21 protein-coding genes are annotated in these 25,113 nt (G+C 69.0%); 8 read left to right on the top strand and 13 right to left on the bottom strand.

Going from position 1 to position 25,113, the window contains the following annotated elements:
* Nucleotides 1–86: 86 nt before the first annotated feature.
* Both HWX14_RS21980 and HWX14_RS21975 read right to left on the bottom strand, forming a co-directional pair.
* Complete coding sequence (locus tag HWX14_RS21980) at nucleotides 87–638, bottom strand: YMGG-like glycine zipper-containing protein (RefSeq protein WP_175884462.1); 552 nt, start codon at nucleotides 636–638, stop codon at nucleotides 87–89.
* A gap of 13 nt (nucleotides 639–651) precedes the next feature.
* A complete protein-coding gene (locus tag HWX14_RS21975) occupies nucleotides 652–978 on the bottom strand; it encodes a hypothetical protein (RefSeq protein WP_023477963.1) in 327 nt (108 codons plus the stop codon).
* Nucleotides 979–1,447: 469 nt separating this feature from the next.
* On the opposite strand from HWX14_RS21975, the gene HWX14_RS21970 reads away from it, so the two are divergent.
* Genes HWX14_RS21970 through HWX14_RS21960 form a run of 3 tightly spaced genes read left to right on the top strand, consistent with a single transcriptional unit; the run spans nucleotide 1,448 to nucleotide 4,048 of the window.
* Nucleotides 1,448–2,860, top strand: a complete 1,413-nt coding sequence (locus tag HWX14_RS21970) for a cytochrome ubiquinol oxidase subunit I (RefSeq protein WP_175884461.1) — start codon at nucleotides 1,448–1,450, stop codon at nucleotides 2,858–2,860.
* A gap of 29 nt (nucleotides 2,861–2,889) precedes the next feature.
* Entirely contained in the window at nucleotides 2,890–3,897 is a 1,008-nt protein-coding gene (gene cydB, locus HWX14_RS21965) for a cytochrome d ubiquinol oxidase subunit II (protein ID WP_175884460.1), read from the top strand.
* Complete coding sequence (locus HWX14_RS21960) at nucleotides 3,869–4,048, top strand: hypothetical protein (RefSeq protein WP_050012191.1); 180 nt, start codon at nucleotides 3,869–3,871, stop codon at nucleotides 4,046–4,048. Before cydB ends, HWX14_RS21960 begins: the two co-directional genes overlap by 29 nt.
* 210 nt (nucleotides 4,049–4,258) lie before the next feature.
* Here HWX14_RS21960 and HWX14_RS21955 read toward each other — a convergent pair whose 3' ends face one another.
* On the bottom strand, nucleotides 4,259–4,453 hold the full coding sequence (locus HWX14_RS21955) for a YqaE/Pmp3 family membrane protein (protein ID WP_034206306.1): 195 nt from the start codon (nucleotides 4,451–4,453) through the stop codon (nucleotides 4,259–4,261).
* 142 nt (nucleotides 4,454–4,595) lie between these two features.
* Nucleotides 4,596–6,272 carry an alkaline phosphatase family protein gene (locus HWX14_RS21950; protein ID WP_175884459.1) on the bottom strand — a complete coding sequence of 559 codons (1,677 nt, stop codon included), beginning with the start codon at nucleotides 6,270–6,272 and terminating at the stop codon, nucleotides 4,596–4,598.
* A 251-nt stretch (nucleotides 6,273–6,523) separates the two neighbouring features.
* Here HWX14_RS21950 and HWX14_RS21945 point away from each other — a divergent pair, with 251 nt between their 5' ends.
* Complete coding sequence (locus HWX14_RS21945) at nucleotides 6,524–6,745, top strand: hypothetical protein (protein ID WP_175884458.1); 222 nt, start codon at nucleotides 6,524–6,526, stop codon at nucleotides 6,743–6,745.
* A 53-nt stretch (nucleotides 6,746–6,798) separates the two neighbouring features.
* Here the strand turns inward: HWX14_RS21945 and HWX14_RS21940 are convergent, their stop codons facing one another.
* Complete coding sequence (locus tag HWX14_RS21940) at nucleotides 6,799–10,635, bottom strand: DUF748 domain-containing protein (RefSeq protein WP_175884457.1); 3,837 nt, start codon at nucleotides 10,633–10,635, stop codon at nucleotides 6,799–6,801.
* Between the two features lie 151 nt (nucleotides 10,636–10,786).
* Nucleotides 10,787–12,223, bottom strand: a complete 1,437-nt coding sequence (locus tag HWX14_RS21935; RefSeq protein WP_175884456.1) for a DUF1254 domain-containing protein — start codon at nucleotides 12,221–12,223, stop codon at nucleotides 10,787–10,789.
* Between the two features lie 368 nt (nucleotides 12,224–12,591).
* On the opposite strand from HWX14_RS21935, the gene HWX14_RS21930 reads away from it, so the two are divergent.
* Nucleotides 12,592–12,915, top strand: coding sequence for a toxin-antitoxin system HicB family antitoxin (locus tag HWX14_RS21930; protein WP_175884455.1), 324 nt, complete (start codon nucleotides 12,592–12,594; stop codon nucleotides 12,913–12,915).
* Between the two features lie 194 nt (nucleotides 12,916–13,109).
* Complete coding sequence (locus tag HWX14_RS21925; RefSeq protein WP_175884454.1) at nucleotides 13,110–16,169, top strand: heavy metal translocating P-type ATPase; 3,060 nt, start codon at nucleotides 13,110–13,112, stop codon at nucleotides 16,167–16,169.
* Nucleotides 16,170–16,316: 147 nt separating this feature from the next.
* On the opposite strand, the gene HWX14_RS21920 is transcribed toward HWX14_RS21925, so the two are convergent.
* The 4 genes from HWX14_RS21920 to HWX14_RS21905 all read right to left on the bottom strand — a co-directional run bounded on the left by HWX14_RS21920 (nucleotide 16,317) and on the right by HWX14_RS21905 (nucleotide 19,588).
* Nucleotides 16,317–16,796 carry a GNAT family N-acetyltransferase gene (locus HWX14_RS21920; protein ID WP_011548929.1) on the bottom strand — a complete coding sequence of 160 codons (480 nt, stop codon included), beginning with the start codon at nucleotides 16,794–16,796 and terminating at the stop codon, nucleotides 16,317–16,319.
* A 151-nt stretch (nucleotides 16,797–16,947) separates the two neighbouring features.
* Complete coding sequence (locus tag HWX14_RS21915; protein ID WP_162838117.1) at nucleotides 16,948–17,103, bottom strand: hypothetical protein; 156 nt, start codon at nucleotides 17,101–17,103, stop codon at nucleotides 16,948–16,950.
* 175 nt (nucleotides 17,104–17,278) lie between these two features.
* A complete protein-coding gene (locus tag HWX14_RS36570; protein WP_244130295.1) occupies nucleotides 17,279–18,784 on the bottom strand; it encodes a flagellar hook-length control protein FliK in 1,506 nt (501 codons plus the stop codon).
* Between the two features lie 105 nt (nucleotides 18,785–18,889).
* Nucleotides 18,890–19,588, bottom strand: a complete 699-nt coding sequence (locus tag HWX14_RS21905) for an MgtC/SapB family protein (RefSeq protein WP_175884453.1) — start codon at nucleotides 19,586–19,588, stop codon at nucleotides 18,890–18,892.
* A 115-nt stretch (nucleotides 19,589–19,703) separates the two neighbouring features.
* On the opposite strand from HWX14_RS21905, the gene HWX14_RS21900 reads away from it, so the two are divergent.
* Nucleotides 19,704–20,813, top strand: coding sequence for an AGE family epimerase/isomerase (locus tag HWX14_RS21900; RefSeq protein ID WP_175884452.1), 1,110 nt, complete (start codon nucleotides 19,704–19,706; stop codon nucleotides 20,811–20,813).
* On the opposite strand, the gene HWX14_RS21895 is transcribed toward HWX14_RS21900, so the two are convergent.
* The gene (locus HWX14_RS21895; RefSeq protein ID WP_175884451.1) at nucleotides 20,786–22,405 is read right to left on the bottom strand and encodes a methyl-accepting chemotaxis protein; all 1,620 of its coding nucleotides are present in this window, start codon (nucleotides 22,403–22,405) and stop codon (nucleotides 20,786–20,788) included. The two genes, HWX14_RS21900 and HWX14_RS21895, sit on opposite strands and share 28 nt — an antisense overlap.
* Before the next feature lie 279 nt (nucleotides 22,406–22,684).
* Between HWX14_RS21895 and HWX14_RS21890 the strand changes: the two genes are divergently transcribed.
* The gene (locus HWX14_RS21890; RefSeq protein ID WP_175884450.1) at nucleotides 22,685–23,128 is read left to right on the top strand and encodes a PaaI family thioesterase; all 444 of its coding nucleotides are present in this window, start codon (nucleotides 22,685–22,687) and stop codon (nucleotides 23,126–23,128) included.
* A 58-nt stretch (nucleotides 23,129–23,186) separates the two neighbouring features.
* Here the strand turns inward: HWX14_RS21890 and HWX14_RS21885 are convergent, their stop codons facing one another.
* Together HWX14_RS21885 and HWX14_RS21880 are read right to left on the bottom strand one after the other, a co-directional pair.
* Nucleotides 23,187–24,239 carry a CaiB/BaiF CoA-transferase family protein gene (locus HWX14_RS21885; RefSeq protein WP_175884449.1) on the bottom strand — a complete coding sequence of 351 codons (1,053 nt, stop codon included), beginning with the start codon at nucleotides 24,237–24,239 and terminating at the stop codon, nucleotides 23,187–23,189.
* A gap of 86 nt (nucleotides 24,240–24,325) precedes the next feature.
* On the bottom strand, nucleotides 24,326–25,090 hold the full coding sequence (locus HWX14_RS21880) for a helix-turn-helix domain-containing protein (RefSeq protein WP_175884448.1): 765 nt from the start codon (nucleotides 25,088–25,090) through the stop codon (nucleotides 24,326–24,328).
* Nucleotides 25,091–25,113: the final 23 nt, after the last annotated feature.

Below are 25,113 nucleotides of genomic sequence, written 5' to 3'. Positions count from 1 at the left end.
GTGCGCCCGGCCCCGCCGAAAACGAGACTCAGAGTGTACGCAATTCACGCGGCATGTGCCGATGGACGCAGCGCGACTCGCGCGCGTCAATATCGCGGCGGCGGCGGCTGGACGCCCGCCGGCGGCATCGGCGGCGCCGCGCGCGGCGCGGTGCCGTATCCGCCCCCGCCATACCCGCCGCCACTACCGCCGCTCATCCCGCCCGGCACCGGCACGCGATTGCCGGTCGCATACATGCACTGCAGATACGCGTAGTCGTAGCGGCGCTGGACATCATAGGCCGAGCCCTGCGCGGCGCCCGCGCCGACGACGCTGCCCGCGAGCAGCCCCGCGCCCGCGCCGACCGCCGCGCCGGTGCCGCCGTTGAACGCGGCGCCGGCCGCCGCGCCGAGCGCGGTGCCGACGGCCGCGCTGCCGACCGCGCTCGCGGTCGACGCCTGCCCGGCGCTCATGCCGCCCGATTGCTCGAACGCATACTGCCGGCAACTGCCGTCGTCGGCGCGGAACTGGTCGAACGACTTGCCGGTGCCCGGCAGCGCCATCACGCTCGGGCCGGTCGGCAGGTAGGCGCACGCACCGAGCAGCGCGGCGAGCGCCAGCACGGCCGGCACGCGCAGCGGTCGAAATACGGTTTTCATGGTTGCGCCTCCGTCACTGCGGCCGCGCCGGCACCGAGCGCCAGCCCGACTTGCAGGTCTTCACGTACGGGTAGTAATGCTTCGACGCGTCGCAGTAGTACCAGAGGTTCGCGTCGCCGTTGTCCTGTGGCTGCCCCTGCTCGACATACTCGGGCGGCGGCGGCGGAGCGACCGGCACCGCGACGACGGGCGGCGGGTAGTAGTACGGCGCAGGTACGACGGGCGCGTAATACGGGTAGCCGGGGCCGATATAGACCCCGACCCGGGCGGCATGCGCCACGCCGCCCGTCGCGACCGCCAGCGCGGCCGCCGCGCCCAGTGCGAGCTTCAATCCATTCACGTCACGTTCTCCGGCAGGCCGGTTCGCCGATGCGAACCCGGCATCCCGAACGCTACGCCGCACGCGATCCGGCATCCATTACGGGCGAGCGCGCGAATGTTGCGCGACGTTACCCGTGTGACAAACGGCCCCGCGCGTCCGGACGGTCGCGTTACGCGCTAACGGATCGAAACCGATCGCCGTCCCGGCACGCGGTTGGCGCGCACGCAAAACCGTTCCGATGACGCGACGCGCCATATTGCCGCACGTGCGGCAGACCGCCACGCCGCGGCCGCGTGCGCGGCGAACGGCGTTCTTGATACGAATCAACGATTTATCCGGAAATGGCGCGCGACGGGCTGGACATCTGCGACGAGTTGGCGCATTTCGCAGTGCAACATCGCGGCCCATACTCCAGCCAACCCCGACGCCCGTCCGCCGGGGTCCGCCGGCACCCGTCGGCGGGTATCGTCAGCCTCGGTCATCTGGTATGGACACCGCACTTTCGGCCCTCGATCTGGCCCGCCTGCAATTCGCGTTCACCGTCTCCTTTCACATCGTCTTTCCGGCGCTGAGCATCGGCCTCGCCAGCTTCATCGCCGTGCTCGAATATCGCTGGCTGAAGACCGGCAAGCAGTACTACAAGACGCTCTGCCTGTTCTGGTCGAAGATCTTCGCGGTCGCGTTCGGGATGGGCGTCGTCTCCGGCGTCGTGATGAGCTATCAGTTCGGCACCAACTGGTCGGGCTTCTCGAGCTTCGCCGGCGCCGTCACCGGCCCGCTGCTGATGTACGAGGTCATGACCGCGTTCTTCCTCGAAGCCGGCTTCCTCGGCATCATGCTGTTCGGCTGGAACCGCGTGAGCCCGCGCGCGCACTTCGGCGCGACGCTGATGGTCGCGATCGGCACGCTGATCTCGACGTTCTGGATCCTCGCGTCGAACAGCTGGATGCAGACGCCGCAGGGCTTCGAGATCGTCGACGGCCGCGTCGTGCCGACCGACTGGTTCGCGATCATCTTCAACCCGTCGTTCCCGTACCGCCTGTTCCACATGGCGATCGCCGCGTTCATCGTCGCCGCGCTGGTGGTGGCCGCGACCGGCGCGTGGCACCTGCTGAAGGGCCGCCGCGACAAGGGCGTGAAGAAGATGTTCTCGATGGCGCTGTGGCTGCTGCTGGTGCTCGCGCCGCTGCAGGCCGTGATCGGCGACCAGCACGGCATCAACACGCTGAAGCATCAGCCCGCGAAGATCGCTGCGATCGAGGGGCTGTGGGAAACCGAGAAGGGCGGCACCGCGCTGAACCTGTTCGGCATTCCGGACATGCAGGCCGAAACGACCCGCTACGCGGTGAAGGTGCCGCACCTCGGCAGCCTGATCCTCACGCACAGCTGGGACGGCGAGATCCGCGGGCTGAAGGACTTCCCGCCTGAGGACCGCCCGAATTCGACGGTCGTGTTCTGGAGCTTCCGGATCATGGTCGGCCTCGGCTTCGCGATGATCGGCCTCGCCGCGCTCGCGTGGCTGCTGCGCCGCCGCGGCCGCCTGTATGAATCGAAGTGGTTCCAGCGCTTCGCGCTCGTGATGGGCCCGACCGGTTTCGTGTCGCTGCTCGCGGGCTGGGTCACGACTGAAGCCGGCCGCCAGCCGTGGGTCGTGTATGGCGTGATGCGCACCGCGCAGGCCGTGTCGCCGCTGTCGGTGCAGCAGGTCAGCCTGTCGATGATGACGTTCGTGATCGTGTACTTCCTCGTGTTCGGCACCGGCGTGTACTACATGCTGAAGCTGATGAAGGCCGGCCCGGCGCTGCCCGACGCCAAGCACGACGATAAACCGGACACCCGCGCCGATCACACCGCGCGCCGCCCGATGTCGGCCGTCGACGACCTGATCGAGACCGTCTGAGCCCACCCCATTCGCAAACGAGAAAACCTATGGACGTCACCGTAATCTGGGCCGCGATCATCGCATTGGGGCTCTTCATGTACGTCGTGCTCGACGGCTTCGACCTCGGCATCGGCATCGTCTTCCCGTTCTTCCCCGACGAAAAGGAACGCGACCTGATGATGAACACCGTCGCGCCCGTGTGGGACGGCAACGAAACGTGGCTCGTGCTCGGCGGCGCCGGGCTGTTCGCGGTGTTTCCGATCGTCTATTCGACGGTGCTGTCGGCGCTGTACCTGCCGCTGATCTTCATGCTGGTGTGCCTGATCTTCCGCGGCGTGTCGTTCGAGATCCGCGCGAAGGCGCGGCGCACGAAGCAGCTGTGGGATCTCGCGTTCATCGGCGGCTCGGCCGGCGCGACGCTGTTCCAGGGGATCGCGCTCGGCGCGTTCCTGCAGGGCATCGACGTGAAGGACGGCGTGTACGCTGGCGGCGCGTTCGACTGGCTCACGCCGTTCAGCCTGCTCACCGGCCTCGGCCTGATCGTCACGTACGCGCTGCTCGGCTGCTGCTGGCTCGTCGCGAAGACCGAAGGCGACCTGCAGCGCCGCCTGCATCGCGTCGTGTGGCCGCTGACCGTCGTGCTGCTCGGCTTCATCGCGGTGATCAGCCTGTGGACGCCGCTGCAGGACCCGGCCATCGCACAGCGCTGGTTCGATTCGGGACTGTTCTGGCGCCTGCTGCCGGTGCCGTTCCTGGTGGCCGCGTGCGCGGTGTGGATGCGCCGCGCGGTGCGCGACCGGCACGACATGACGCCGTTCGTGCTCGCGCTGGCGCTGGTGCTGCTCGGCTACGTCGGCCTGCTCGTCACGCTGTTCCCGTATGCGATTCCTCAGACGATGACGATCTGGGAAGCGGCGGCGCCGCATTCGAGCCAGACCTTCACGCTGGTCGGCGCAGCGGTTATCCTCCCGATCATCATCGCCTACACGACGATGGGTTACTGGGTATTCCGAGGCAAGGTGCGCCATGAAGACCAGCATTACTACCACCACTGATTCCACTGCCGGCCAGCCCGGCGCGCCGCGGCCGCGGATGCGCGGCTGGATGTGGTTCGTCGTTCTGTGGGCCGGCGGCGTGATCGGCGCCGTCACGCTCGGCTATGCGTTCAAGATCTTCATGAATTTGACGCTGTTTGCGGTGAAGTAGGCGGGGTGGCCGCCCGGGTCGAACGATGGCCCGGGCGGCCGTTTTGTCGTTGGGCTGCGGCTTCGGCCGGCTGCATCAAGCCGCACAGCGCACGAATCCGCCATTTAGGCAGAAATCCATACAAATCACATCGTCGATGTGAACAAGATAGATAGATTTCTACCGAAATACGAACCACGCGGCTGAATCACCCCACCGCGCACTGCGCGTCTACCCCCGCCCGCGCAACGCCGCTTCGATCTTGCGATCGGTCTTGTACTGGCTCAGCGCATACACCGACCAGATCGCGGCCGGCAGCCAGCCGATGATCGTGAGTTGCAGGAGCAGGCAGATGATCCCTGCGATCGGGCGGCCGATCGTGAAGAACTGGAACCACGGGAGCAGCAGGGCAAGCAGTAGGCGCATGAACGATCCTCTTGGTACGTCGTTGAACGGGTGATGCGCGACGAATATGCCGGTGCACGCGCCTGAATTCAAGCCATGCACCAGCATCGCGGCGCCGTGATGCGCCCGGGTCATGCCGCAGGCGTACCGCCCTTCCCCACGCTCAACGCCCGATACCAAGCCCTGGCAGCACGCGCGTATTCTCCGCCACGACCGCCTGCAGCAGGCGCGGATCGGCGCCGAGCAGCGCGAGGATCGTCGGCGCGACCTGCTTCGTGCCGACGAGATCGTTCACCGTGCGCGCACGATGAATGCCCGGGTACGACACGAGCAGGCCGAGGTGGCTGTCGTCCGGCGCGTTGCCGCCGTGCTCCTCGTCCTTCTTCGTGCTCGACGTGTAGATCACGCCCGGATTCGGCTGGACGACGATGTCCGGCGTGCGGCCGTTGGCCGGATCGCCGAAGCGGTCGGCCAGCGCCGCGCCGTACAGCACGTATGCCTGCGGGCCGTCCGCGCAGATCCCGGGCGCGTTGCAGCCGAGGTTTGCCTTCAGCGTCTGCACGACGGCCGTGCGCTGGCTGCGGTCGCGCAGCCAGATCAGCCCGACGTCGTCGGTCTGCACGAAGCCCGTGCCGACCAGGCCCGAACCGTCGTTCAGGTTGCCCGTCGTCGTATTGTTCTGGCCGAAGTTGCCGTTCGGATCGAGGAAGTCGTTCGCTTCGAGCAGCTTCGTCAGCGTGTCGCCGTTCTTCACGAGCTTCGTGTGATCGCTCGGCGACTGGCCGTGCTTCGCCGTGACGATCACGGCCGTCGACGTGTACAGGTTCGCCTGCTTCAGCGCCGCGACGACATGGCCGATCGCGTCGTCGACATACGTGATCGCGTTCGCGACCTGCCCGTTCGGCGTGAAGTCGGCGTCGAGATAGCCGCCGCCCTTCGCGACCGGCGCCTTCTGCGCGACGCTCAGTGTCTGGAAGTTCGCGCCGAACAGCGTCGGCACCGGCGCGGTCTTCGTGCCGCTCGAATCGCGGCCGCCGATCTGGTGGATCAGCGCCTGCACGTGCAGGTTGTCGAAGCGCGCGGTGTGCGAGTAGACGTCCGTATAGTCGGTGTTGGTCGCCGGGTCGATCGAATTGATCTCGGTGCGCATCAGGTCGTCGACGCCGGTGCCCGATGGGCCGTTCAGCCAGTCGTAACCCCACGCGTGCTTGTCGGCCCACGCGGTGTGCGCATTCGGCACGCCGGCCTTCACGGCCTCGAACACCGTGTTGGTCTTCACGTAGTTGTGCGGGTAGACGGGCACGCACTGCCCGTTGACCTTCGCATGCGGGATCGCCTGCGGATTGAACGCGCCGCCGCCGTCGAGGTGCAGGAGCGCGCCGCCGTTCTGCGCATCGATGCCGGTCGTCTCGTCGAACACGACGTTCCAGCCCTGCTTGCCCGAGCACGTCGTGTCGCTCGGCGCGTACAGGTTGCGGTCGTACGACACGTCGTAGAACAGCCCGGCCGTCTTCGGCGAGCCGCCCGTCACCAGTGCGGCGAGGCCCGGGAACGAATCCGACAGCCCCGGCGTGTACGCATTCGCGTACGTCACGCCGCTCTTCGCGAGCACCGCGAGGTTCGGGCACGTATTCGCGCCGATGCAGCGCGCCAGATCCTGCTCGTGCAGGCCGTCGATGCTCAACAGCAAAACGTGCTTCACGACGCGGCTCGCCCGGCCGTTGCCCTCGCCCTGAGCGTTACCGTCCTGTTGCGCCGCGTGCACGCCTGCGCTTGCGAGCGCCAGCGCACCCGCCACCATCACCGCCATGTTTCGTTGCTTGACGAACCTGGAAATCATCACCCCACCTCATCGATTGATGTTGAACCGCGTGACCTGCCATCAGGCGCGCAAAATATCGCCGGATCGTGCGGCGGTCGGATGAAGCGGGGCTTTCTGTTCTCTGTCAAACGTAACCAATCGCAAATGACACGAAGCGGTCGCAATCCGCGGCCGTCGCGTGCGCCGGCCCGCGCGGCCGGATTTTTTTTCGGGTTGGCCCGCGACTATTGGCGTGGCATAAAGGGTTTTCCCTGACCCGGAGCACGAGTATGTCGACCCTGGAAGCCCTCCGGTTCGTGCTGGACGATGCACGTACCCCCGAAATCATTCGCCATCACGTCGTCGACGCGCTGCAGTACGCGTTGCGCAACTACGGACAGGTGTTTACCGCGAAGGAAGTCGAATGGCTGACGCAGTGGGACGACGCGCGTCTGCCGCTGGCCGCGAGGAAGGAGCTGGACAAGCGCGAACCGGCCGTCGCCGGCCGCTGAAAAAAACCGCCGCGCCCGGCGGGTACGGGCGCGGCGGCGGATGGCGATGACGCTTACTGCAGCCCGAAGTCGACGCGGGTGGTCGCGCCCTTGTCCGAGATGCCCTTCGCGTCGAGCTTCGGCGCGACGACGAACATGCGGCTCGAATCGATCTTGCCGTCGAGATACTGGCGCACGGCCTGCGCGCGCTGCTGCGCGAGCGCACGCAGCGCGTTGTCGTCGGCCGGTGCGTGATCGGCGAGCGCCTGCTTCATGTCCGCATCGGGCAGCGTCTTCTGCAGGCCGACCAGGTTGCGCGGCTTCTTGAAGTCGGCGGCCTTGTATGCGCGCGTCAGGTACTTCGAGTATTCGGCCTTGTCGACCTTCACCGACATCGGATCGACGCTCTCGCCCTGGCCGATCACGTCCTTCAGCTTCTGCTGGCGCACCAGCCGCTCGACGTACGCGTCGCGCAGCCCCGGCGTGTCCTGCGCCGGATCGACGCGGCCGATCAGGTCGAGGCGGATCGACGGCTTCTCGGTCAGCATCTTCACGACGGTGTCGAGCTTCTTCTGTTGCGCGTCGGTCAACTCGTACGAACCCGGCGCGAACTCGACGTAGCCGAGATCCTCGCCGCCGCCCCCGCCGAACGCATTCGCGAGCAGCGTGAACGGCGACGTGACGGCCTTCGCGATCAGGTTCAGCACCGCGTGCCAGATCAGCCCGCCGACGCTGAACTCCGGATTGGACAGCGAGCCCGACACCGGCAGGTTCACGTCGATCTGGCCGCGCGTGTTCTTCAAGAGCGAGATCGCGAGCTTCACCGGCAGCTTCGTCGCGGTGTCGTTCTCGACGCGATCGCCGAACGTGAGCTGGTCGATGAAGATGTGATTGTTCGCCGACAGCTGGTCGTTCGCGAGCTGGTAGTGCAGATCGACGTTGAGCTTGCCCTTCGTGATCGGATAGCCCGCGTACTTCGCCGAATACGGCGTCAGGTTGGTCAGCTCGATGTCGTGTGCGGTCGCCGTGAGGTCGAGCGCCGGCTTCTCGATCAGCGGGTTCACCGAGCCCTTGATCGAGATCGGCCCGTTGCCCGCGAGGTTCGCGGCGACGTCGACCGGCGCGGACGTCGTCGAATCCGTGCCGAACGCACCGACCGTGCCCTTGATCGCGACGAGGTTCGCCGTGTAGTTCGGCTTGATGAAGTTGTCCGTGTACGTGACGCGGCCGTTCTGCAGCAGCAGTTCGCCGAAGTGCATCCGCACCGGGTTCTGCGGCTGCGGCGCGGCCTTCACGACCACCGTCGCCGACGCGGCGGCCGGCACGGACGCCTGCTGCACGGCCGCGGCCGAGGCGGCCTGCGCGGCGGCCGGCGGCGTCACGCCCGGCGACAGCGGCACCGGTTCGCCCTTGCTCGCGTCACGCGTGAGCGACTGCGCGGGGCCCGTCTCCTTCGCGACCACGTCCTTCAGGTTCAGCCGGCCCTGCGCGTCGAGCAGCACGCGGCCGTAGAAGTTCGAGAACGTCACGCGCGCGGCGTCGACGTCGGTGCCCTTCTCGTCGTAGTTCGCCTTCAGGTTCGACAGCGCGAGCGAGCGCCAGCCGGCGAACGGGTCGGAAGTCGCCTTGTCGAGCATCCGCACGTCGACCAGCGCGAGGTCGCCACGATAGGTCGCGCGCGGCTTGTCCTTCACCTGCGCGAACGTCAGGTTGCCCTGCGCGTTGAGCAGCGCGCTCGCGATCGTCGCGTTCAGCGCGCTGCCGAAGTACGGCTCGAACGCGGCCGCGTCGAGGCGGTTGCCGTTGATCTTCAGGCCGAGCTTCAGCGGCTGCGCCGTCACGTCGCCCGACACGTTCAGCGAGCCCTTGCGGTTCAGCGTCGCCTTCAGCTGCACGGGCAGCGGCTTCGTCAGGTCGTCGCTCACCTTCTGCACCGACAGCTCCAGCGGCTTGATCGCCAGCTTCGCCGGGCGCGGCGTCGACAGGTCGGTGAAGTTCGCGGACGCGTCCTTCACGTTCAGCGCGTCGATCCGGTAGTGCCACGACGGCGCGGCGGCCTGCGCCTTGCGCGCGACCGTGCGCTGCGGCACCGCGGCTTGCGCCGGTTCGGCCAGCGCCGCGAGATCGATCTTGCCGTCCTTCAGGCGCTTCACGTCGAGCGCGAGCCCGCTCGCGTCGACGCTCGCGATTTCCGCGGTGCGCGCGGCGACGTCGACCTTCGCGATCTTCGCGCTCGCGTCGGGCAGCACGATCGCCGGCGCCTTGTTGTCCGGCGCGGCGATCTTCAGCGACTTCAGCGTGACCGTGCTGTCGGCGACTTCCGCGGCCAGCGGCGTCTTGCCCCAGTCGGTCTTCGCGTTGACGGTCGCGCCGAACGTGCCGTCGAGCACGCGCGCGCGCGTCGCCTCGCCGAGGTACGGCTGCAGCGCCGGCAACGCGAGCGCGGCGACCGTCAGCTTCGTGTCGGCCTGCTTCGCGGCGAGATTGAACGACCCTTCGGCGTTCACGTCGCCGCCGCGCGACAGCGACGTCGACAGCGTGTATTTTGCGGGCGTCTTGCCCTGCAGCGTGAAGCCGTCGAGCGTCGCGGCGAGTTTCGTCAGCGACAGCGCGGTCGGCGTGGCCGGCACGCGGTCGTCGACGTTGATCGTGCCGCCGTCGATCGCGACATGACGGATCGTCAGGTCGAGCGGCGGCGCGGCCTTCGCGGCGGCGCTGGTGGCGGCCTTCGCGCCGCTGGCGGCGGCGACGGCGGCAGCGGACGACGCGCCGGAAGCGGTCGCGGCAGAAACGGCGGCGGCCGACGCGGCCGGCTTGCCGGCTTCGGCCTTCGGCGCGGCGGCCGGCTGCGCGACGAGCTTCTCGACGTTCAGCACGCCCTGCTTGTCGCGCGACAGGTCGACCACCGGCTGGTCGAACCGGATCTCGTCGAAGTGCATCGCGTTGCGCAGCGGTTCCAGCCCGGCCGCCGCGACGTGCACGCCGCGCGCGGCGAACAACGGCGCGGACGCGCGGTCGGTCACCTTCGCGTCGTTCAGGTCGACGGTGCCCGACACGCGCAGCGCCGGCGTCTCGCCGCTCATCACGAAATTGACCGTCAGGTCGCTGCTCAGCAGGCCGCTCGTGACGGCCACCGGCAGCTTCGCCGGCACGTACGAGATCAACTTCGGCACGTCGAGCCGATCGAACTTCAGCGCGATCTCCGATTCGCGCGACTGCGCGAACGGCTTGGTCTTGCCGTCGATCGAGATCGGGCTGCCGTCGAAGCGCGCGCGCAGCTTCGGTTCGACGAAGATGTCGGTCTTCGAGGCGAGCGTCGCGATGTACGGAATGCCGAGCGTCCAGTTGTCGACCACGTGCTTTTCGTTCAGCAGGCGATCGTCGAAATCGATCCGGCCGTCATTGACCTGAATGTTCGACACCGAGAACTGCGCCGGCTTGCTGTCGGGGGTCGGCGACGGCGACGAGAACTTCTCGATCAGGTCGGTGAAGTTGAAGCGCTGCGCGTCGTAGCGGACGATGTGAAAACGCGGCGAGTCGAGCCGGACCTCGTTGACGATCGGCGCGCCGCGGAACAGCGACGACCACGACGGCCTCACGACGAGCTTGCCGATGTCGACGAAGTCGCCCTGGCCGCCGCGCTCGCCGAGGTGGACGCCGTCGGCTTCGAGGTTCAGCGTGTACGGGTTCAGCGCGATGCGCTGGATCGTGGCCGGCCGGTCGAGCTGCTTGCTCAACTGCTGTTCGGCGACATGGCGGATCAGCGGCGGCGCCGCGAAGAAGCCGAGCAGTCCGAACAAAACGATGAAGATCAGCACGCCGATGCCGATACGCCGGGCCCGGCGCGAGCGTGCAACGCCGCCGAGGGCATGGAGGGTCGAGGGTAGGGTTTCTTTGTCTGCGCTTGCCATGCTTGAATGCCTCGGGAATGGATGCCGGGCCGCACCGGAGAACCGGGCGGCCGTGCACGCTATCCCGAAAGTATAGGCTCAGGAGGTGACGGTACGGAGATCGGGCGCCGCCGCCGCGCCCGCCGGTCGGACAACGGCGGCGGTCAACCGTTCACTTCCGGACGACGACGGGCGGCATCCACGACCCGTCGCTCGCCTGCGGCTTCGGCGCGTACAGGCGCAACGCGAGCGCGAAATCGGTACGCGGCGCCGGCAGCCAGTTGGCCGCATGCGCGCCGCCCGGCGACGCCGACACGACGATGTCGATCGAGCCGTCGTGGTTGCGGCGCAGCCGGTCGCGATCGCCGAGCGAGCGGCGCGCCGACCCGACGTCGGGCAACGCGCCGCCGGTCGTGTACGGTGTGAGCGTCCAGAATGCGCGCACCGGCGGCAGCGCGCCCGGCGCGAAATGCAGCACATAGCGGTTCGCGCCGTTCAGCGCGTGGCCGTCGCTGTCGACGCGGGTGATCGCGAGCGTCTCGTCGTCGCGCGTCGCGGTGCCGAACTGCGTGTAGGCCGCATACGCGCGCAGCGCGTAGTCCTGGCCGTACTTGCCGGCCGTATCGCCGATCCAGGTCCAGCCGTTCGCGTTCAGCAGGTTCGACGGCGGCGTCGCGAGCCGCGCGCGCGCTTCGGCCACGCCAGCCGTCGCGGCCGTGAGCCGGTCGCCCGTCCACAGCACCGGATAGCCGGCGGTCACGCCGATGTCGCCGAGCGATTCCTGCGCGTGCGCATCGTCGGCCGATGCCGGATTGTCCTGCAGCGCCCGCGCGAAGCGCGTGAAGAACGCCTTCGGGTCGAGCGCGGCCACCTGCTCGGCCGGCGTGCCGCCGCTCACCGCCTCGGACGGCGCGCTGCCCGCATGGACCGCGACCGACGCGCCGCGCTCGGCGCCGGTGTAGACCGACAGCGGCACCACGCGGATCGCGCGCTGCAGCTTCTTCACGTTCGTCAGGTCGCGCCCGCCGCTCGTCTGCAGCCGCACTTCGAGCCACGCATTGGCGGACGGCACGTCGACGCGCAGCACGCCCTTCGGCAGCGTGCCTTGCCAGTCCTTCGCGGCGAAGGCAATCGTTTGCGATCGCGCGGCGCCACGAGCGCCGCGCGCCGCGACGCTCGACGACGACCACAGTACGTTCGTCCACATGTCGAGCGCGCGCGCGTCCCAGTAGCGGCCGCGCGTGTCGGGCAGCGCGACGATCACGGGTTCGGCGGCGACGTCGAGCCAGCCGGTCGAGTCGAGCGTGTCGACGCCCGGCAGCGGCGGATTGACCGCGCCGACGGGCGGCAGCGCCTGCGCGTGGCGCAGCGTGTTGAGCGGCGCCTGCCCGGGTTGCGCACCGTCGCCGCCCGTCGCCGCTTCCTTCGCGACGTCCATCAGCACGAGCGGATACGCATAGATATAGGAGTCGGCGACTTCCGCGCGCATCCAGCCGGTTTTCCGCTGGATCGCGTCCGGTTGCGACGCGCATCCTGCAAGCAACGCCGCCATGGCCAGCGACGCGCATGCGCGTCGCAGAGAAACTGATTCTCGCTGGTTTTCAATCATCGATTACTGGCCGAATATCGTTCTTTTCAGTCAACGCCCTGTTCGTCTCGCGAACGGCGAAGCAAGGCACCCCAGCGTGCCCGGATGACCGTTCCGTGACGTTTCGTAACGGTGGGCGCTGATGTCAGGCCGGTATCATAGCGCCTAAGGGCATCCCCCAATATGCCGAATAACGGGTAAAACGCTAGCCGAATCGTCAAGAAATCTGAAATAGTTCACGGGATTCCGCAAAAATCCGAAACGGCGCGATCGCGCTGGAATGAGGGTCGGGCGAGGACCGCCGGCGAGGATGGATAAACGGTGTCACTATTGACACCATAGGCTGTGGCAGGATCCTCGACCAATGATCGACTGAAGGCACCAAAATCATGACCCAAGACCACTTTACGTACCGCGTAACGTGGTCCCCGGAGGACGGGGAGCACGTCGGCCTCTGCGCGGAGTTCCCGTCTCTTTCGTGGCTCGATGCAACACCCGAGGGCGCACTGGTCGGCATTCGCCAGCTCGTCGCCGACGTCGTGGGCGAGATGACGGCGAACGGCGAGAAGGTACCCGAACCGATCGCCGACCGAGCCTACAGCGGCGAATTCAAGGTCCGCATCCCGCCGCAAGCGCATCGCGCGCTGGTCATCCAGGCCGCCGAACAGGGCGTCAGCCTCAATCGCCTCGCGAGCGCCAAGCTCTGCGCCTGAGCGCGTACGCGTGCACCACGCACGATCGCCCGGCTCGTCCGTCTCGAAGCCGGGCGATCGCTTTTTCCGGGTTGTGACACCCTGTGCGCATCGACCTGCGTCGCATCGTCGTCGCCGACGCTTGACCTTACCATCATGGGAATGTTGATACTGGAACCATTCGCGGCACGAACCGCGCTTTTGGGAAATCCGACATGACTGAACCACTTGCTTCCGCAGCGCTGCAAACGATCGAACTGAGCGTCGACGGCATGCATTGCGGCGGCTGCACGGGCCGCGTGCAGCGCGCGCTGGCCGCCGTGCCCGGCGTCGTCGAGGCGGCGGTCGATCTGGATGCGCATGCAGCGACCGTCACCGCGCAGGAAACCGTCGAGCCGAACCAACTGATCGACGCCATCCGTGAGGCCGGCTACGGCGCAGCGGTGCGCGAAGCGGAGGTCGAGGCCGTCGCGGCCGCGCATGTGGCGGACGCGGCAACGCCGCTTGCGCCGGCTGCCGCCGCGACGATCGAACTCGATATCGACGGGATGACCTGCGCGTCGTGCGTGTCGCGCGTCGAGAAGGCGCTCGCGAAGGTACCGGGCGTCACGCGCGCATCGGTCAACCTCGCGACCGAACGCGCGACGGTCGACGCATCGGCTGGCGTTTCGGCCACGCAATTGGCGGACGCCGTGAAGCAGGCCGGCTATGGCGCGACGCCGACTGTGTCGGACACCGTCGTCCCGGCCGCCGCCGCCGCTGCCCTGCCCGCCGCGCCCGCAAGCATCGAACTCGACATCGACGGGATGACCTGCGCGTCGTGCGTGTCGCGTGTCGAGAAGGCGCTCGCCAAGGTGCCGGGCGTCACGCGCGCATCGGTCAACCTCGCGACCGAACGCGCGACGGTCGACGCGTCGGCCGACGTATCCGCCGCGCAGCTTGCCGACGCGGTGAAGCAGGCCGGCTACGGCGCAACGCCGACCGCCGTCTCGGCTCGGCCCGCGACTTCCGCGGCCACGCCCGCTCCCGCCGACGTCGAACTCGACATCGGCGGCATGACCTGCGCGTCCTGCGCCGGCCGCGTCGAAAAAGCGCTGGCCGCGGTGCCGGGCGTCGCGCGCGCGACGGTCAATCTCGCGACCGAGCGTGCATCGGTGCACGGCGCCGGCGCACTCGACGCCGCCACGCTGATCGCGGCGGTCACTACAGCCGGCTACCGTGCGTCGCTTCCCGCCGCGTCACCCGCCGGCGCAACGGCCGGCGCCGACTCACAAGCGGCCAGCCCCCCGCAGGACCCCGACGCACGCAAGCGCCGCGAAGCGATCCGCGAACGCAACCTCGTGATCGGGGCCGCCGTGCTGAGCGCGCCGCTCGTCGCGCCGATGCTCGCCGCGCCGTTCGGCATCGACCTGATGCTGCCCGGCTGGCTTCAGCTCGTGCTCGCGTCGATCGTGCAGTTCGGCTTCGGCGCGCGCTTCTACCGCGCGGCCTGGCATGCGGTGAAGGCGCGCACCGGCAACATGGACCTGCTCGTCGCGCTCGGCACGTCGGCCGCGTACGGGCTGAGCCTGTGGATGCTGCTGCGCGACCCGGCGCATCCCGGCCATCTGTATTTCGAAGCGTCGGCCGTCATCGTCACGCTCGTGCGCTTCGGCAAGTGGCTCGAATCCCGCGCGAAGCGCCAGACCACCGAGGCGATCCGCGCGCTGAACGCGCTGCGCCCCGACCGTGCTCGCGTCGTCGAGCATGGCGTCGAACGCGACGTGCCGCTGTCGCAGGTGCGCGTCGGCACGCACGTCGGCATCCGACCCGGCGAACGCGTGCCCGTCGACGGACGGATCGTGTCGGGCCGCTCGCACATCGACGAATCGCTGATCACCGGCGAAAGCCTGCCCGTGCCGAAGGACGACGGCGACGCGGTCACGGCCGGCTCGATCAACGGCGAAGGCGCGCTCGTCGTCGAAACCACCGCGATCGGCGCGGAAACGACGCTCGCGCGCATCATCCGCCTCGTCGAATCCGCGCAGGCCGAGAAGGCGCCGATCCAGCGGCTCGTCGATCGCGTCAGCGAGGTGTTCGTGCCGGCGATCCTCGGCATCGCCGTGCTGACGCTGGTCGGCTGGCTGATCGCCGGCGCCGGAACGGAAACCGCGATCCTCAACGCGGTCGCGGTGCTCGTGATCGCGTGCCCGTGCGCGCTCGGTCTCGCGACGCCCGCCGCGATCATGGCCGGCACGGGCGTCGCGGCCCGGCACGGCGTGCTGATCAAGGACGCGCAAGCGCTCGAACTCGCGCAGCGCACGACGGTGATCGCGTTCGACAAGACCGGCACGCTGACCGAAGGCAAACCGTCCGTGACGGCGTTCGACGCCGTCGACGTGCCGCGCGCCGAAGCCCTCGCGCTCGCGGCGGCCGTGCAGCGGCAGAGCGACCATCCGCTCGCGCGTGCGGTGGTCGCCGCGCATGACGCGGACGTGGCCGCACGGGGCGGCGCGGCCGAGTCGGTCGTCGCGACCGATGCGCGCGCGGTGGCCGGGCGCGGCGTGGAAGCGCAGGTCGGCGGGCAGCGGCTCGCGCTCGGCAGCACGCGCTGGCGCGACGAACTTGGCATCGCGGTGCCGCCGGCGCTCGACGCGCGCGCGGCGGAACTCGAACGCGCGGGCAACACGATCTCGTGGCTGATGCGTGCCGATGCGCCGCGCGCGGTGCTCGCGCTGATCGCCTTCGGCGACACCGTGAAGCCGGGCGCCCGCGACGCGATCGCGGCGCTGTCGGCGCGCGGCGTCGCGAGCGCGCTCGTGACGGGCGACAACCGCGGCAGCGCGGCGGCCGTCGCGGCGGCGCTCGGCATCGGCGAAGTGCACGCGCAGGTGCTGCCCGACGACAAGGCCCGCGTCGTCGCCGAGCTGAAGCGCACGCACGGCGGAGTCGTCGCGATGGTCGGCGACGGGATCAACGATGCGCCCGCGCTCGCCGCGGCGGACGTCGGCATCGCGATGGCGACCGGCACCGACGTCGCGATGCACACGGCCGGCATCACGCTGATGCGCGGCGACCCGGCGCTCGTCGCCGACGCGATCGACATCTCCAAACGCACATACCGCAAGATCCAGCAGAACCTGTTCTGGGCGTTCGTCTACAACCTGGTCGGCGTGCCGCTCGCGGCGCTCGGCTTGCTGAACCCGGTGATCGCGGGCGCGGCGATGGCGTTTTCGAGCGTCAGCGTCGTGACCAACGCGTTGCTGCTGCGGAGATGGAAGGGCCGCGCGCGTTGATGCGGCGGGCGGCGAATGGCGGATGGGTGCTCGGTGTGGGCGTTCGGCGCTCGACCGACAGGAAGGATCGGAAGGCATGCCTGCGTTTGCCGGCTACGCGGCGTGCCGAGCCGGCAGCCTGTGACGACGCATCGCCAGTCAGCGGATTCAGTCCGACACGACCGGTTTGATCAACGTCGTAGTGATCGGCACGAAGCCGCATGAGCGATACAGCGCACGCGCCGCCGCGTTGTGATTGAACACCGACAGCCCGATCTCGGTGACGCCGTAGCGACGCGCCTCGGCGTCGAGCGCATCGAGCGCGCGCGTGGCCCAGCCCTGGCGACGCCGGGACGGGACGATGTCGAGGTCGTAGATGAACAGCGTGCGGTTCGGCCCTTCGGGGACGATCGCGTACCAGAGGTCGCCCACCGTGTCGCCGCTGGCGCCGTCGATGAGCGTGACGAGGGTCTGGCCGGCGGTCAGCAGGCCGTCCGGCAGCAGCGTGTCGAAACAGGCGCGCGCACGATCGGCCGCGTCTTCGACAGCATTTTGCCCGGAGGAAACGAGATCGCTCGCGTAGCCGTGGATGGCTCGCGTGCGGTACGCGTGGAATTCGCCGGCCGTCATCGGCCGCATCTGCAGCATGGCCCGGTCGCCGTTAACGGAATCGGACTTCCAGTGTAGCGGGACAGTCGCTCCGGCGCGCGAGGCGGCGGCGGAAAACAGGCAGGCAGGTACGGCGGCCGCCGCGCCGAATCAGCGAATCAGCGAATCAGCGAATCAGCGAATCAGCGAATCAGCGACGGTACAGGACGATCGGCACGAGGTGCGCGCGGCGCACACGCTCGGCTTCGGCGTGACGCGCGGCATACGAGTATTCGGCGTCGAGCGGCAGGTGCGGGGAGACGAAAAGGTCGTCGATTTTTTGCAGCAGGGCGAAGATGAAGCTCATGTGAGACTCCTGACAGATGTGGCTAGGGTTTTCCCTTATAACGCCTCCATTCTAAGGGTTTTCCCTGAACTCTGCCAGTGAGCTGCATCGGTTTGCCGCACGCGCGCGACAGCCGATCGCCGGTGCGGAACGGCGATCGTTGCTGCGTCGGGCTTCCAGGATAGGGTCGAAACGATTAACGCGTACGATGAACCCGCTTCGCGACGGCCGCCTCGCGGTTCGCATTGCGCTGCAGCCGGTCGACTTGCGACAGGAGCGCTTCGTGGTGCTCCTCGAGCGTCATCAGCGTGGCTTGCTGCGTCGACAGATCGGCCGCGAGGCGATCGATCCGCTGCTGCTTGGCGGCGACGTCCTGCTTCAGATGCGCGATCTGCCGCGTTTGCAGCACCAGCGCGACGAGCCCCGCCAGCACGACGACGGCCAGCGCCAGCAGCAGGCGGTTGACGCGGCGCATCTCGCGATCGGCCGCCCGCGTCAGGCCGTCCACGTCGGATTGCAGCGCGGCGAGCCGGTCGGTCAGCGGGCGCAGGTGCGTGTCCGGGTCGAAGGCCGGCGCGGGCGGTTGCGTGCGCTCCGACGAGGGCTTGGTCACGAACGACGCGACGGACGCCACCGGCTGCGCGACCGGCGACGGCGAAGCGTCGGGCTGCCGGGCCGTGTCGCGAGGCTGCGTGGAAGGTGTGGCGATTGCCGGTTCGAGCGGCCGTACCGACTGGGTCGGCTGGGTCGGCTGGGTCGGCTGGGTCGGCTGAGTCGACTGGCTCGACTGGCTCGACTGGCTCGACTGGCTCGACTGGCTCGACTGGCTCGACTGGCTCGACTGGCTCGGCTGGCTCGGCTGGGTCGACTGGGTCGGCGTCTGCGGCTCGACCGGCGCGGCAGCGACCGGCGGAAGGTTCGATTCAACCGCTTCAGGCTTCGAATCGACGCTCGTCGCAACCGGTGTGGTTTGCGTCGCCGCCGCTTCGTTGGCGCCGGCAGCCGCCCGTCGTTTGCCGCCCGATGACGCGCGGCGCTCCTTCACGGCGTCGCCCGACGATTTCCCTTCGCGGGATTTGACGACTGCCGCCTCGACGACAGCCTTCGCGACTTGACCATCTGCCGCTTGCAATTCCGCCGCCTGCGCCGCAGCGCCATCGGCGGCTTGCAGCTTCGTCTCCGCGTTCGCGGCGCCGTCGACCACGGGCACGTTGCTCCGCGTTACGCCGCCATCGCCCGCGGGCAAATCGGCTGCCTTCGTTGCAAGACCCTCTGCCGATGCGCCGTCGACGTTCGCGGCCACGTCGCGTTCAGGCGTCGAAACAACCTTGGCCGCTACATCCGTCGTCGCCGTACCTTCGGCTTCCGCATGCCTTGCCGCATCCGCATCCGCATCCACAGGCGAGACGAACCCGTCCAGCGTGGCCTGCCGCCCGTCGTCGACACCGGCCGCCGCCTCGGCTTCCACGCTCGCTTCATCGCGCGCCGCCACCGGCATGTGCTCGCCCGGCTCCAGCACCGGATCGCCGAACAGGTCGAGCGTCCGTTCGTCGCGCGGCGCGTCGGCCGCCGGCGTACTGCCGGACCGTACCGTCGCCCTGGCGGACGTGCTGCCTGCGGCAGCGGCCGAGCGCTGGCGCGAACGGGCCGACGAACGGGGGGAACGGGAGCGGGAGCGAGGCATGGAAACGGATTCGGTCATGGAAATCGGATAGCGGGGCCCACAGGCGCGAACCCATATGTCGAACGGAATCGGTGGTCGGTCATTGTCGCACGCCCCGCAACCGAGTCACGCAACCAAGTCACGCTATTCGTCGCCCGCCAGCCCGTTCCCGCCGTCGAAGCGCGTGACGCCCGGCAGCGCGCGCAGCTTGGCGCAGATCGCCTTGTATTCGAGTTCCGACACCCGCGCCAGCGCGATGCGCACTTCGTCCTGCTCGCCCGTGTCGTCGGCACGCTGCACGATGAACTGCTTCACGCGCGCACTGTCGGGGCCGAGCGCCGCGTGCAGCGAATCGAACGTCAGCGTGCCGCTCGCCACCGTCAACGCAAGCTGGCGCCGCTGGCGCACCGTGAAATAGCGCCGCTCCAGCGGCTTGATGCCGGCCAGGATGATCAGGATGATGATCGTCGCCGAAATCGCCGCGACATAGAGCCCGCCGCCCACCGCGAGACCGATCGCGGCAACCGACCACAGGCTCGCGGCCGTCGTCAGCCCGCGCACGATCTCGCCGCGCAGCAGGATCGAGCCCGCGCCGAGGAAGCCGATGCCCGACACGACCTGCGCGGCGATCCGCGACGGATCGAGCACGACGTGGTCGCTGGCGCCGAGCACGTCGGCGAAACCGAACGCCGACACGATCATGATCAGCGTCGAGCCGACGCACACCAGCATGTGCGTGCGCAGGCCGGCCGCCCACGACAGGCGCTCCCGCTCGAAGCCGATGACGCTGCCGAGCGCCGCCGCGAGAACGAGCCGCATCACGAGTTCCAGGTTGCTGAGCATCCGATTTCTCTCCTTTTTTTGGTGCCGGCCACGCGGAATGTTTTATCCTTGGCCCCGGCCGCGCCGATTCTCCGGGCCGCGCCGACACGTTTCGATCCAAGCGCTCAACCCCGCCATGTCCGTTTCCGACTCCGCTTCCGCCCAGGCCGCCCAGCTGCGCCACCATTTCGCGCACGTCGTCTTGCCGATCTGGCGGGGTTCAGGGTTCGACTCGGCGCTGCAACTGCCGTTCGAGGCCGTCGATCCGGGCAGCCACGCGCCGCTGCCCGTGACCCGTTATCGCGCAATGGCGTGCGCGAGGCAACTGTTCGTGTTCGCGCAGGCCGGCGACACCGCGCACGCGGCCACGCTGTTCGACGCGCTGTGCCGGCACTTTCGCGACCCGCGCCACGGCGGCTGGATCTACAGCGTCGACGCGCAGGGCGCGCCGCTCGATACGTCCAAGGATCTCTATACGCACGCGTTCATCGTGTTCGCATGCGCCGCGTGGCATGCGGCGTCGGGCGACGCCGCCGCGCGCACGGTGGCCGAAGCCACCGCCGCGCTGATCCAGGACCGCTTCGCGCCGCGCCCCGGCGACGCGTTGCTCGATGCCGCGCGCCACGCCGATTTCTCGTCATCCGGCAGCGGCGCGCTGCAGAATCCGTTGATGCACCTGACCGAAGCGTGGCTCGCGGCCGCCGACGCGTTCGGCGACACGGCGTTCGACGATGCGCTCTTGCGCACCGCGCAGGCCGTCGAGCGCACGTTCGTCGATGCGACGACCGGCTGCGTGGCCGAGCTGCCGCTCGGCGCGGCCGACAACCGTTTCGAGCCCGGCCATCAGTTCGAGTGGTTCTATCTGGTCGACGCGGCCGGGGCGCGGCTCGCGCGGACCGGGCTGCCCGCGGCGCTGTCGCGCGCGTTCGCGTTCGCCGAGCAATACGGCATCGATCCGCAGACGGGCGGCGTGTGCGCGGCGCTCGACGCGCAAGGCGCGTGCATCGACGGCACGCAGCGGATCTGGGCACAGACCGAATACCTGCGCGCGCTTGCGACGCACGGCGGCACGCCGGCGTCCGCGCCGCTCGCGCGGCAGATCGAGCGGTTCGCCGCGCGCTTCCTGCATCCGCGCGGCTGGTTCGAGTGCAAGACCGCGGACGGGCAGGTGTCGCGCGCCGACATGCCGTCGACGACGCCCTACCACCTCGCGACCGCCTACGCGGCGCTGCCGGCCGGTTCGTAATCCGTCGCGACGAACGACGGCGCTGCGCGGCTGCCGTGCGCGGCGCGCCCGTCGCCCAGTTCGAACACCGACACCGCCTGCATCAGGTGCGCGGTCTGGTCGTTCAGCGATGCGGCCGCCGCCGCGACTTCCTCGACCAGCGCCGCGTTCTGCTGCGTGAGCTGATCCATCTGCGTGACGGCCTGGTTCACCTGCTCGATCCCGACGCTTTGTTCGACCGACGCCGCCGTGATCTCCGACATCGTCTGCACGACGCGTGTGATCGATGCCGACACCGTGCGCATCGCATCGCCGGCGCGTTCGACGAGTTCCGCGCCGCCGTTGATCTGCGCGACCGAATCCTCGATCAGCGCCTTGATCTCCTTCGCCGATTGTGCGCTGCGCTGCGCGAGCGAGCGCACTTCGCCCGCGACCACCGCGAAGCCGCGCCCCTGCTCGCCGGCCCGCGCGGCCTCGACCGCCGCGTTCAGCGCGAGGATGTTGGTCTGGAACGCGATGCCGTCGATCACCGAGATGATCTCCGCGATGCGCCCCGAGCTCTGCGCGATGCCGCGCATCCGGTCGATCACGCTGTCGACCACGCCTCCGCCGTGGCCCGTCGCTTCGAGCGCCGCATCGGCCAGCGCGCTCGCCGCGCGGGCGCTGTCGGTGTTCTGCCGGACGGTCGCGGTCAACTCCTCCATGCTCGCGGCGGTTTCCTCGAGCGACGCGGCTTGCGTGCCCGTGCGCGCCGACAGGTCGGCGTTGCCGCCCGCGATCTCGCCCGCGCCGAGATGGATCGCGTCGGACGCCTGGCGCACCGTGCGCACGGTGCCCGCGATGCTCGTCTGCATCGTGGCGAGGCCGCGCAGCATCCGGTCGATCTCGAACACGCCGCCCGCCTGCACGGCTTCGTCGAGACGGCCCTGCGCGATCCGCTCGAAATGGCGGCCGGCCTGCTCCAGCGGCGCGACGACCGCGCGCCGCGCGGCCGCGTAGATCGCCGCGCTCGCCGCGAGCATCGCCACCAGCAGCACGATGCCGACCGACTTGAACCACAGCATGCCGCCGTCGATCGTGTCGAGCGCCGCGCGGCTCGACGTGCCGCCATAGTCGGTGAAGCGATGCAGTTCGGCGATGTACGCGTCCTGGAAGCCCTGAGTCGGCTGGTCGAGGAACGCCTGGATGTTGTCGGCGTTCAGGAACTGCACGAGCTCGCCCAGCGCGCCGCGCAGCGCGCGATAGCGCTCGGCGAGCGCCGCGACGCGCGCGCGGTTCGTGTCGTCGATCGACTGCGCGGCCGTCAGCACGGCGAACGCCTTGTCCGCTTCCGCGAGCGATGCGCCGGCATGACGGATGATGTCTTCGGGTTTCGGGCCGCCGCGCACCATCCGCGTGCCGGCACGCGACAGGTTGATGCGCGCGTCGAGCAGTTGCTCGGTCGCCCGGCTGGCCGCGTCGACCTGCGCGATCGCGACGTTCGACAGATCGTCGACGCCGCTGCGCGTCGACGTGAGCGCCCAGAAGCCGAGCGCTTCGATCGCGAACAGGAAGAGGCAGAACACGGTCAACACGCCGAGCAGACCCGACGCGAGCTTGATTTTTCCGAACATGGGGATTCCTGGAGAGCGGAAGATGAGGCAATGCCCCGGCATTAGCGGCATTTCTTCGTCGGACTTTAGGCGGAATGAGCGGCAACACAGGTCAATCGCGCGCTTCGCTCGCGCATTCGCGTCGAATCGCCCGCAAACGCGGAGATCTTGCGTATTCAACGCAATAATCGCGTCGCATCGCGCCGGGATTTGCACGAAACGCGGACGAATTTCCTTGCTTATCCGGAGCCCCCTTCCTAGAGTTCAGCGCAAGCGGGCACTCATTTCCAAGGAAGTTCAATGACCGACATCACGGACCACGCGCGCGGCGCATTGCGCGCGCAGCCGTTCAGCATGCTGCTGGGCACGGAGCTGATGCATATCGGCAACAACGAAGTGTCGCTGTGCCTGCCGGTGCGCGAGGAATTGCGGCAGCAGCACGGTTTCGTGCACGGCGGCGTCATCAGCTATCTCGCGGACAACGCGCTGACGTTCGCCGGCGCGCTCGTGCTCGGCCCGCGCGTGATCACCGCCGAATACAAGATCAACTACCTGCGGCCGGCCGTGAACGGCACGCTCGTCGCCCGCGCGAAGCTCGTCTACGCGGGCCGGCATCAGGCGACGTGCCAGTGCCATGTGTTCGTCATCGACGGCGATCACGAGCGGCTCGTCGCGATCGCGCAAGGCACGATCAACCGCGTCGGCGACGGCAAGATGCCGGATGCGCCGGAGGAAACGGCGTGAGAACGGCCTGAACGGCCGGTGCACAATATCGCGGCCGCCTGGCGCCTGAGTCGCGCCGCTAGGCCGCGTCATCCCCCGCCAACGGCAAAAACCGCGGCGCCACCCGCGCCCGCACGTTCCCGTGCTCATCCGTCCGATAGATCCCGCGCGCCGCGTTGTGCGGATGCACGACCGCGTCGGCCACGCTCAGCACCGGCGCAAAACACGCGTCGGTGCCTTCGAGCAGCGCGCGCCAGTGCGCGGACGGCTGTTGCGCGAACACCGCCGCGAAACGCGCCTTCAGCGCAGGCCAGTGCGCGCGGTCGTACTGCGACGCGGGGTCGACGTCGGTCAGCCCGAGCCGTTCGACCAGCAGTGCGTAGAACGGCGGTTCGAGCGCGCCGATCGTCACGCATTCGCCGTCCGCGCAGCGATACACGTCGTAGAACGGCGCGTCGTGGAACAGGCTCGGCTGCGCGCCGTCGAGCTGCCCGTTCGCGCGTGCCCACAGCGCAAGCGAACCGAGCATCGACACGATGTCGACGATCGCGCCGTCGACGACGCGCCCCGGCCCGCCGCCGCGCACGTCGAGCAACGCGCAGGCGATCCCGAACGCGAGCCCGAGCGCGCCGCCCGCATCGCCGACGACGGTCGGCGGCAGGCCCGGCCGGCCGTCGCGCGGCGCGGACAGCGACAGCAGCCCGGTCAGCGCGACGTAGTTCAGGTCGTGCCCGGCCGCGGCCGCGAGCGGGCCGTGCTGGCCCCAGCCGGTCATGCGCCCGTAGACCAACTTCGGATTGCGGCGTGCGCAAACGTCGGGCCCGAGGCCGAGCCGCTCCATCACGCCGGGCCGCAAGCCCTCGATCAGCGCATCGGCCTGCGCGATCAGGTCGAGCGCGGCGTCACGCCCGGCCGGCGCCTTCAGGTCGAGTTCGACGATCGTCTTGCCTTCGCGCAACAAGTCGCCGTCGCGGGCCCGCAGCGCGTCCGGCGCGCTCGTGCGGCCGGACGGACGCGCGATCAGCGTGATGCGCGCGCCCATGCCGGCGAGCATCCAGCCCGCAAGCGGGCCGGGGCCGAGACCTTCGAATTCGACGATGTGGATGCCGGAAAGCGGCGCGTTCAATGGCATGGCGACCTCGCTGAAATGCTGTCGGGACAGGACCGGCGAAACGTTCCGATTCTATGCGAATGCCTGTGCGCGCCGGCTTCGCGCCGCTAGCGAGGCCCGTCGCCCGCGCGCTCGGCCAGCGCCGCGCGCATCGCGCGCACGATCGCGTCCCGATGCGGGTCGATCCGCTCGACGGGCCCGGCCACGCCCATCGCGAGCGGCAGCCCGTTCCAGCCGTCCGCGATCACCATCGAGATCATCGCTGCGCCCTGCGTGACGGTATGCGCCGAATACGAATAGCCGAGCCGGCGGGTCTGTTCGACCTTGTCGAGCACCACGTCCTCGTCGATCGTCCTGCCCGACTTGCCGATCCGGCGGATGCTGCGCGACACGAGCCGGCGGATCGTGCTGTCCGGCTGGAGGCTCAGCAGCGCCCAGCCGAGGCCCGACATGCAGATCTCGCGCCGCGTGCCGATCGGCGCATAGAACTGCACCGGAATCGAATGCGAGCCTTCGACCGCATCGATGTACTGCACGTACAAGTCGCTCTGCACCGCGATCACGACCGCCTCGTGCGTGCGCGCCGCCAGCCGCTTGGCGACGGCATGCCAGTGCCGCCGGCTGCCAGCCGCCGAATCGACCAGCGCTTCGCCGAGATTGACGAGCCGTGCGGTGGGCGCATACGCGTGGGTCGAGTCGTCGTATGCGAGGTAGCCGAGCGTCTTCATGCTGGTCAGCAATGCCGCCGCACTCGACCCCGGATACCCGCAGCGCGTGGCGATCTCGCGCACGCTCAGCGGCCGCTGCAAGGCGCTGAAGAGTTCCAGCACCTCGAACACGCGCGCCGCGCTCTTGACCACGTTTCCGCTCATCCCGCCTTCTCCGCAGCGACCGG

The sequence above is a fragment of the Burkholderia sp. BCC0044 genome, from assembly GCF_902832955.1.
In the GTDB taxonomy this organism is placed as follows: domain Bacteria; phylum Pseudomonadota; class Gammaproteobacteria; order Burkholderiales; family Burkholderiaceae; genus Burkholderia.
The sequence above is the reverse complement of the archived record's forward strand: the minus strand, read 5'-3'. Positions and strand labels throughout refer to the sequence as shown.

Excerpts from the sequence above, each read along its gene's own strand:
- HWX14_RS21885 (WP_175884449.1), bottom strand. The coding sequence starts at position 24,239 with ATGCCATTGAACGCGCCGCTTTCCGGCATCCACATCGTCGAATTCGAA.
- HWX14_RS21895 (WP_175884451.1), bottom strand. The coding sequence starts at position 22,405 with ATGTTCGGAAAAATCAAGCTCGCGTCGGGTCTGCTCGGCGTGTTGACC.
- HWX14_RS21960 (WP_050012191.1), top strand. The coding sequence starts at position 3,869 with ATGAAGACCAGCATTACTACCACCACTGATTCCACTGCCGGCCAGCCC.
- HWX14_RS21945 (WP_175884458.1), top strand. The coding sequence starts at position 6,524 with ATGTCGACCCTGGAAGCCCTCCGGTTCGTGCTGGACGATGCACGTACC.
- HWX14_RS21955 (WP_034206306.1), bottom strand. The coding sequence starts at position 4,453 with ATGCGCCTACTGCTTGCCCTGCTGCTCCCGTGGTTCCAGTTCTTCACG.
- cydB (WP_175884460.1), top strand. The coding sequence starts at position 2,890 with ATGGACGTCACCGTAATCTGGGCCGCGATCATCGCATTGGGGCTCTTC.
- HWX14_RS21890 (WP_175884450.1), top strand. The coding sequence starts at position 22,685 with ATGACCGACATCACGGACCACGCGCGCGGCGCATTGCGCGCGCAGCCG.
- HWX14_RS21900 (WP_175884452.1), top strand. The coding sequence starts at position 19,704 with ATGTCCGTTTCCGACTCCGCTTCCGCCCAGGCCGCCCAGCTGCGCCAC.
- HWX14_RS21930 (WP_175884455.1), top strand. The coding sequence starts at position 12,592 with ATGACCCAAGACCACTTTACGTACCGCGTAACGTGGTCCCCGGAGGAC.
- HWX14_RS21915 (WP_162838117.1), bottom strand. The coding sequence starts at position 17,103 with ATGAGCTTCATCTTCGCCCTGCTGCAAAAAATCGACGACCTTTTCGTC.
- HWX14_RS21950 (WP_175884459.1), bottom strand. The coding sequence starts at position 6,272 with ATGATTTCCAGGTTCGTCAAGCAACGAAACATGGCGGTGATGGTGGCG.
- HWX14_RS21905 (WP_175884453.1), bottom strand. The coding sequence starts at position 19,588 with ATGCTCAGCAACCTGGAACTCGTGATGCGGCTCGTTCTCGCGGCGGCG.
- HWX14_RS21925 (WP_175884454.1), top strand. The coding sequence starts at position 13,110 with ATGACTGAACCACTTGCTTCCGCAGCGCTGCAAACGATCGAACTGAGC.
- HWX14_RS21920 (WP_011548929.1), bottom strand. The coding sequence starts at position 16,796 with ATGCTGCAGATGCGGCCGATGACGGCCGGCGAATTCCACGCGTACCGC.
- HWX14_RS21970 (WP_175884461.1), top strand. The coding sequence starts at position 1,448 with ATGGACACCGCACTTTCGGCCCTCGATCTGGCCCGCCTGCAATTCGCG.
- HWX14_RS21940 (WP_175884457.1), bottom strand. The coding sequence starts at position 10,635 with ATGGCAAGCGCAGACAAAGAAACCCTACCCTCGACCCTCCATGCCCTC.
- HWX14_RS21935 (WP_175884456.1), bottom strand. The coding sequence starts at position 12,223 with ATGATTGAAAACCAGCGAGAATCAGTTTCTCTGCGACGCGCATGCGCG.
- HWX14_RS36570 (WP_244130295.1), bottom strand. The coding sequence starts at position 18,784 with ATGACCGAATCCGTTTCCATGCCTCGCTCCCGCTCCCGTTCCCCCCGT.
- HWX14_RS21980 (WP_175884462.1), bottom strand. The coding sequence starts at position 638 with ATGAAAACCGTATTTCGACCGCTGCGCGTGCCGGCCGTGCTGGCGCTC.
- HWX14_RS21880 (WP_175884448.1), bottom strand. The coding sequence starts at position 25,090 with ATGAGCGGAAACGTGGTCAAGAGCGCGGCGCGCGTGTTCGAGGTGCTG.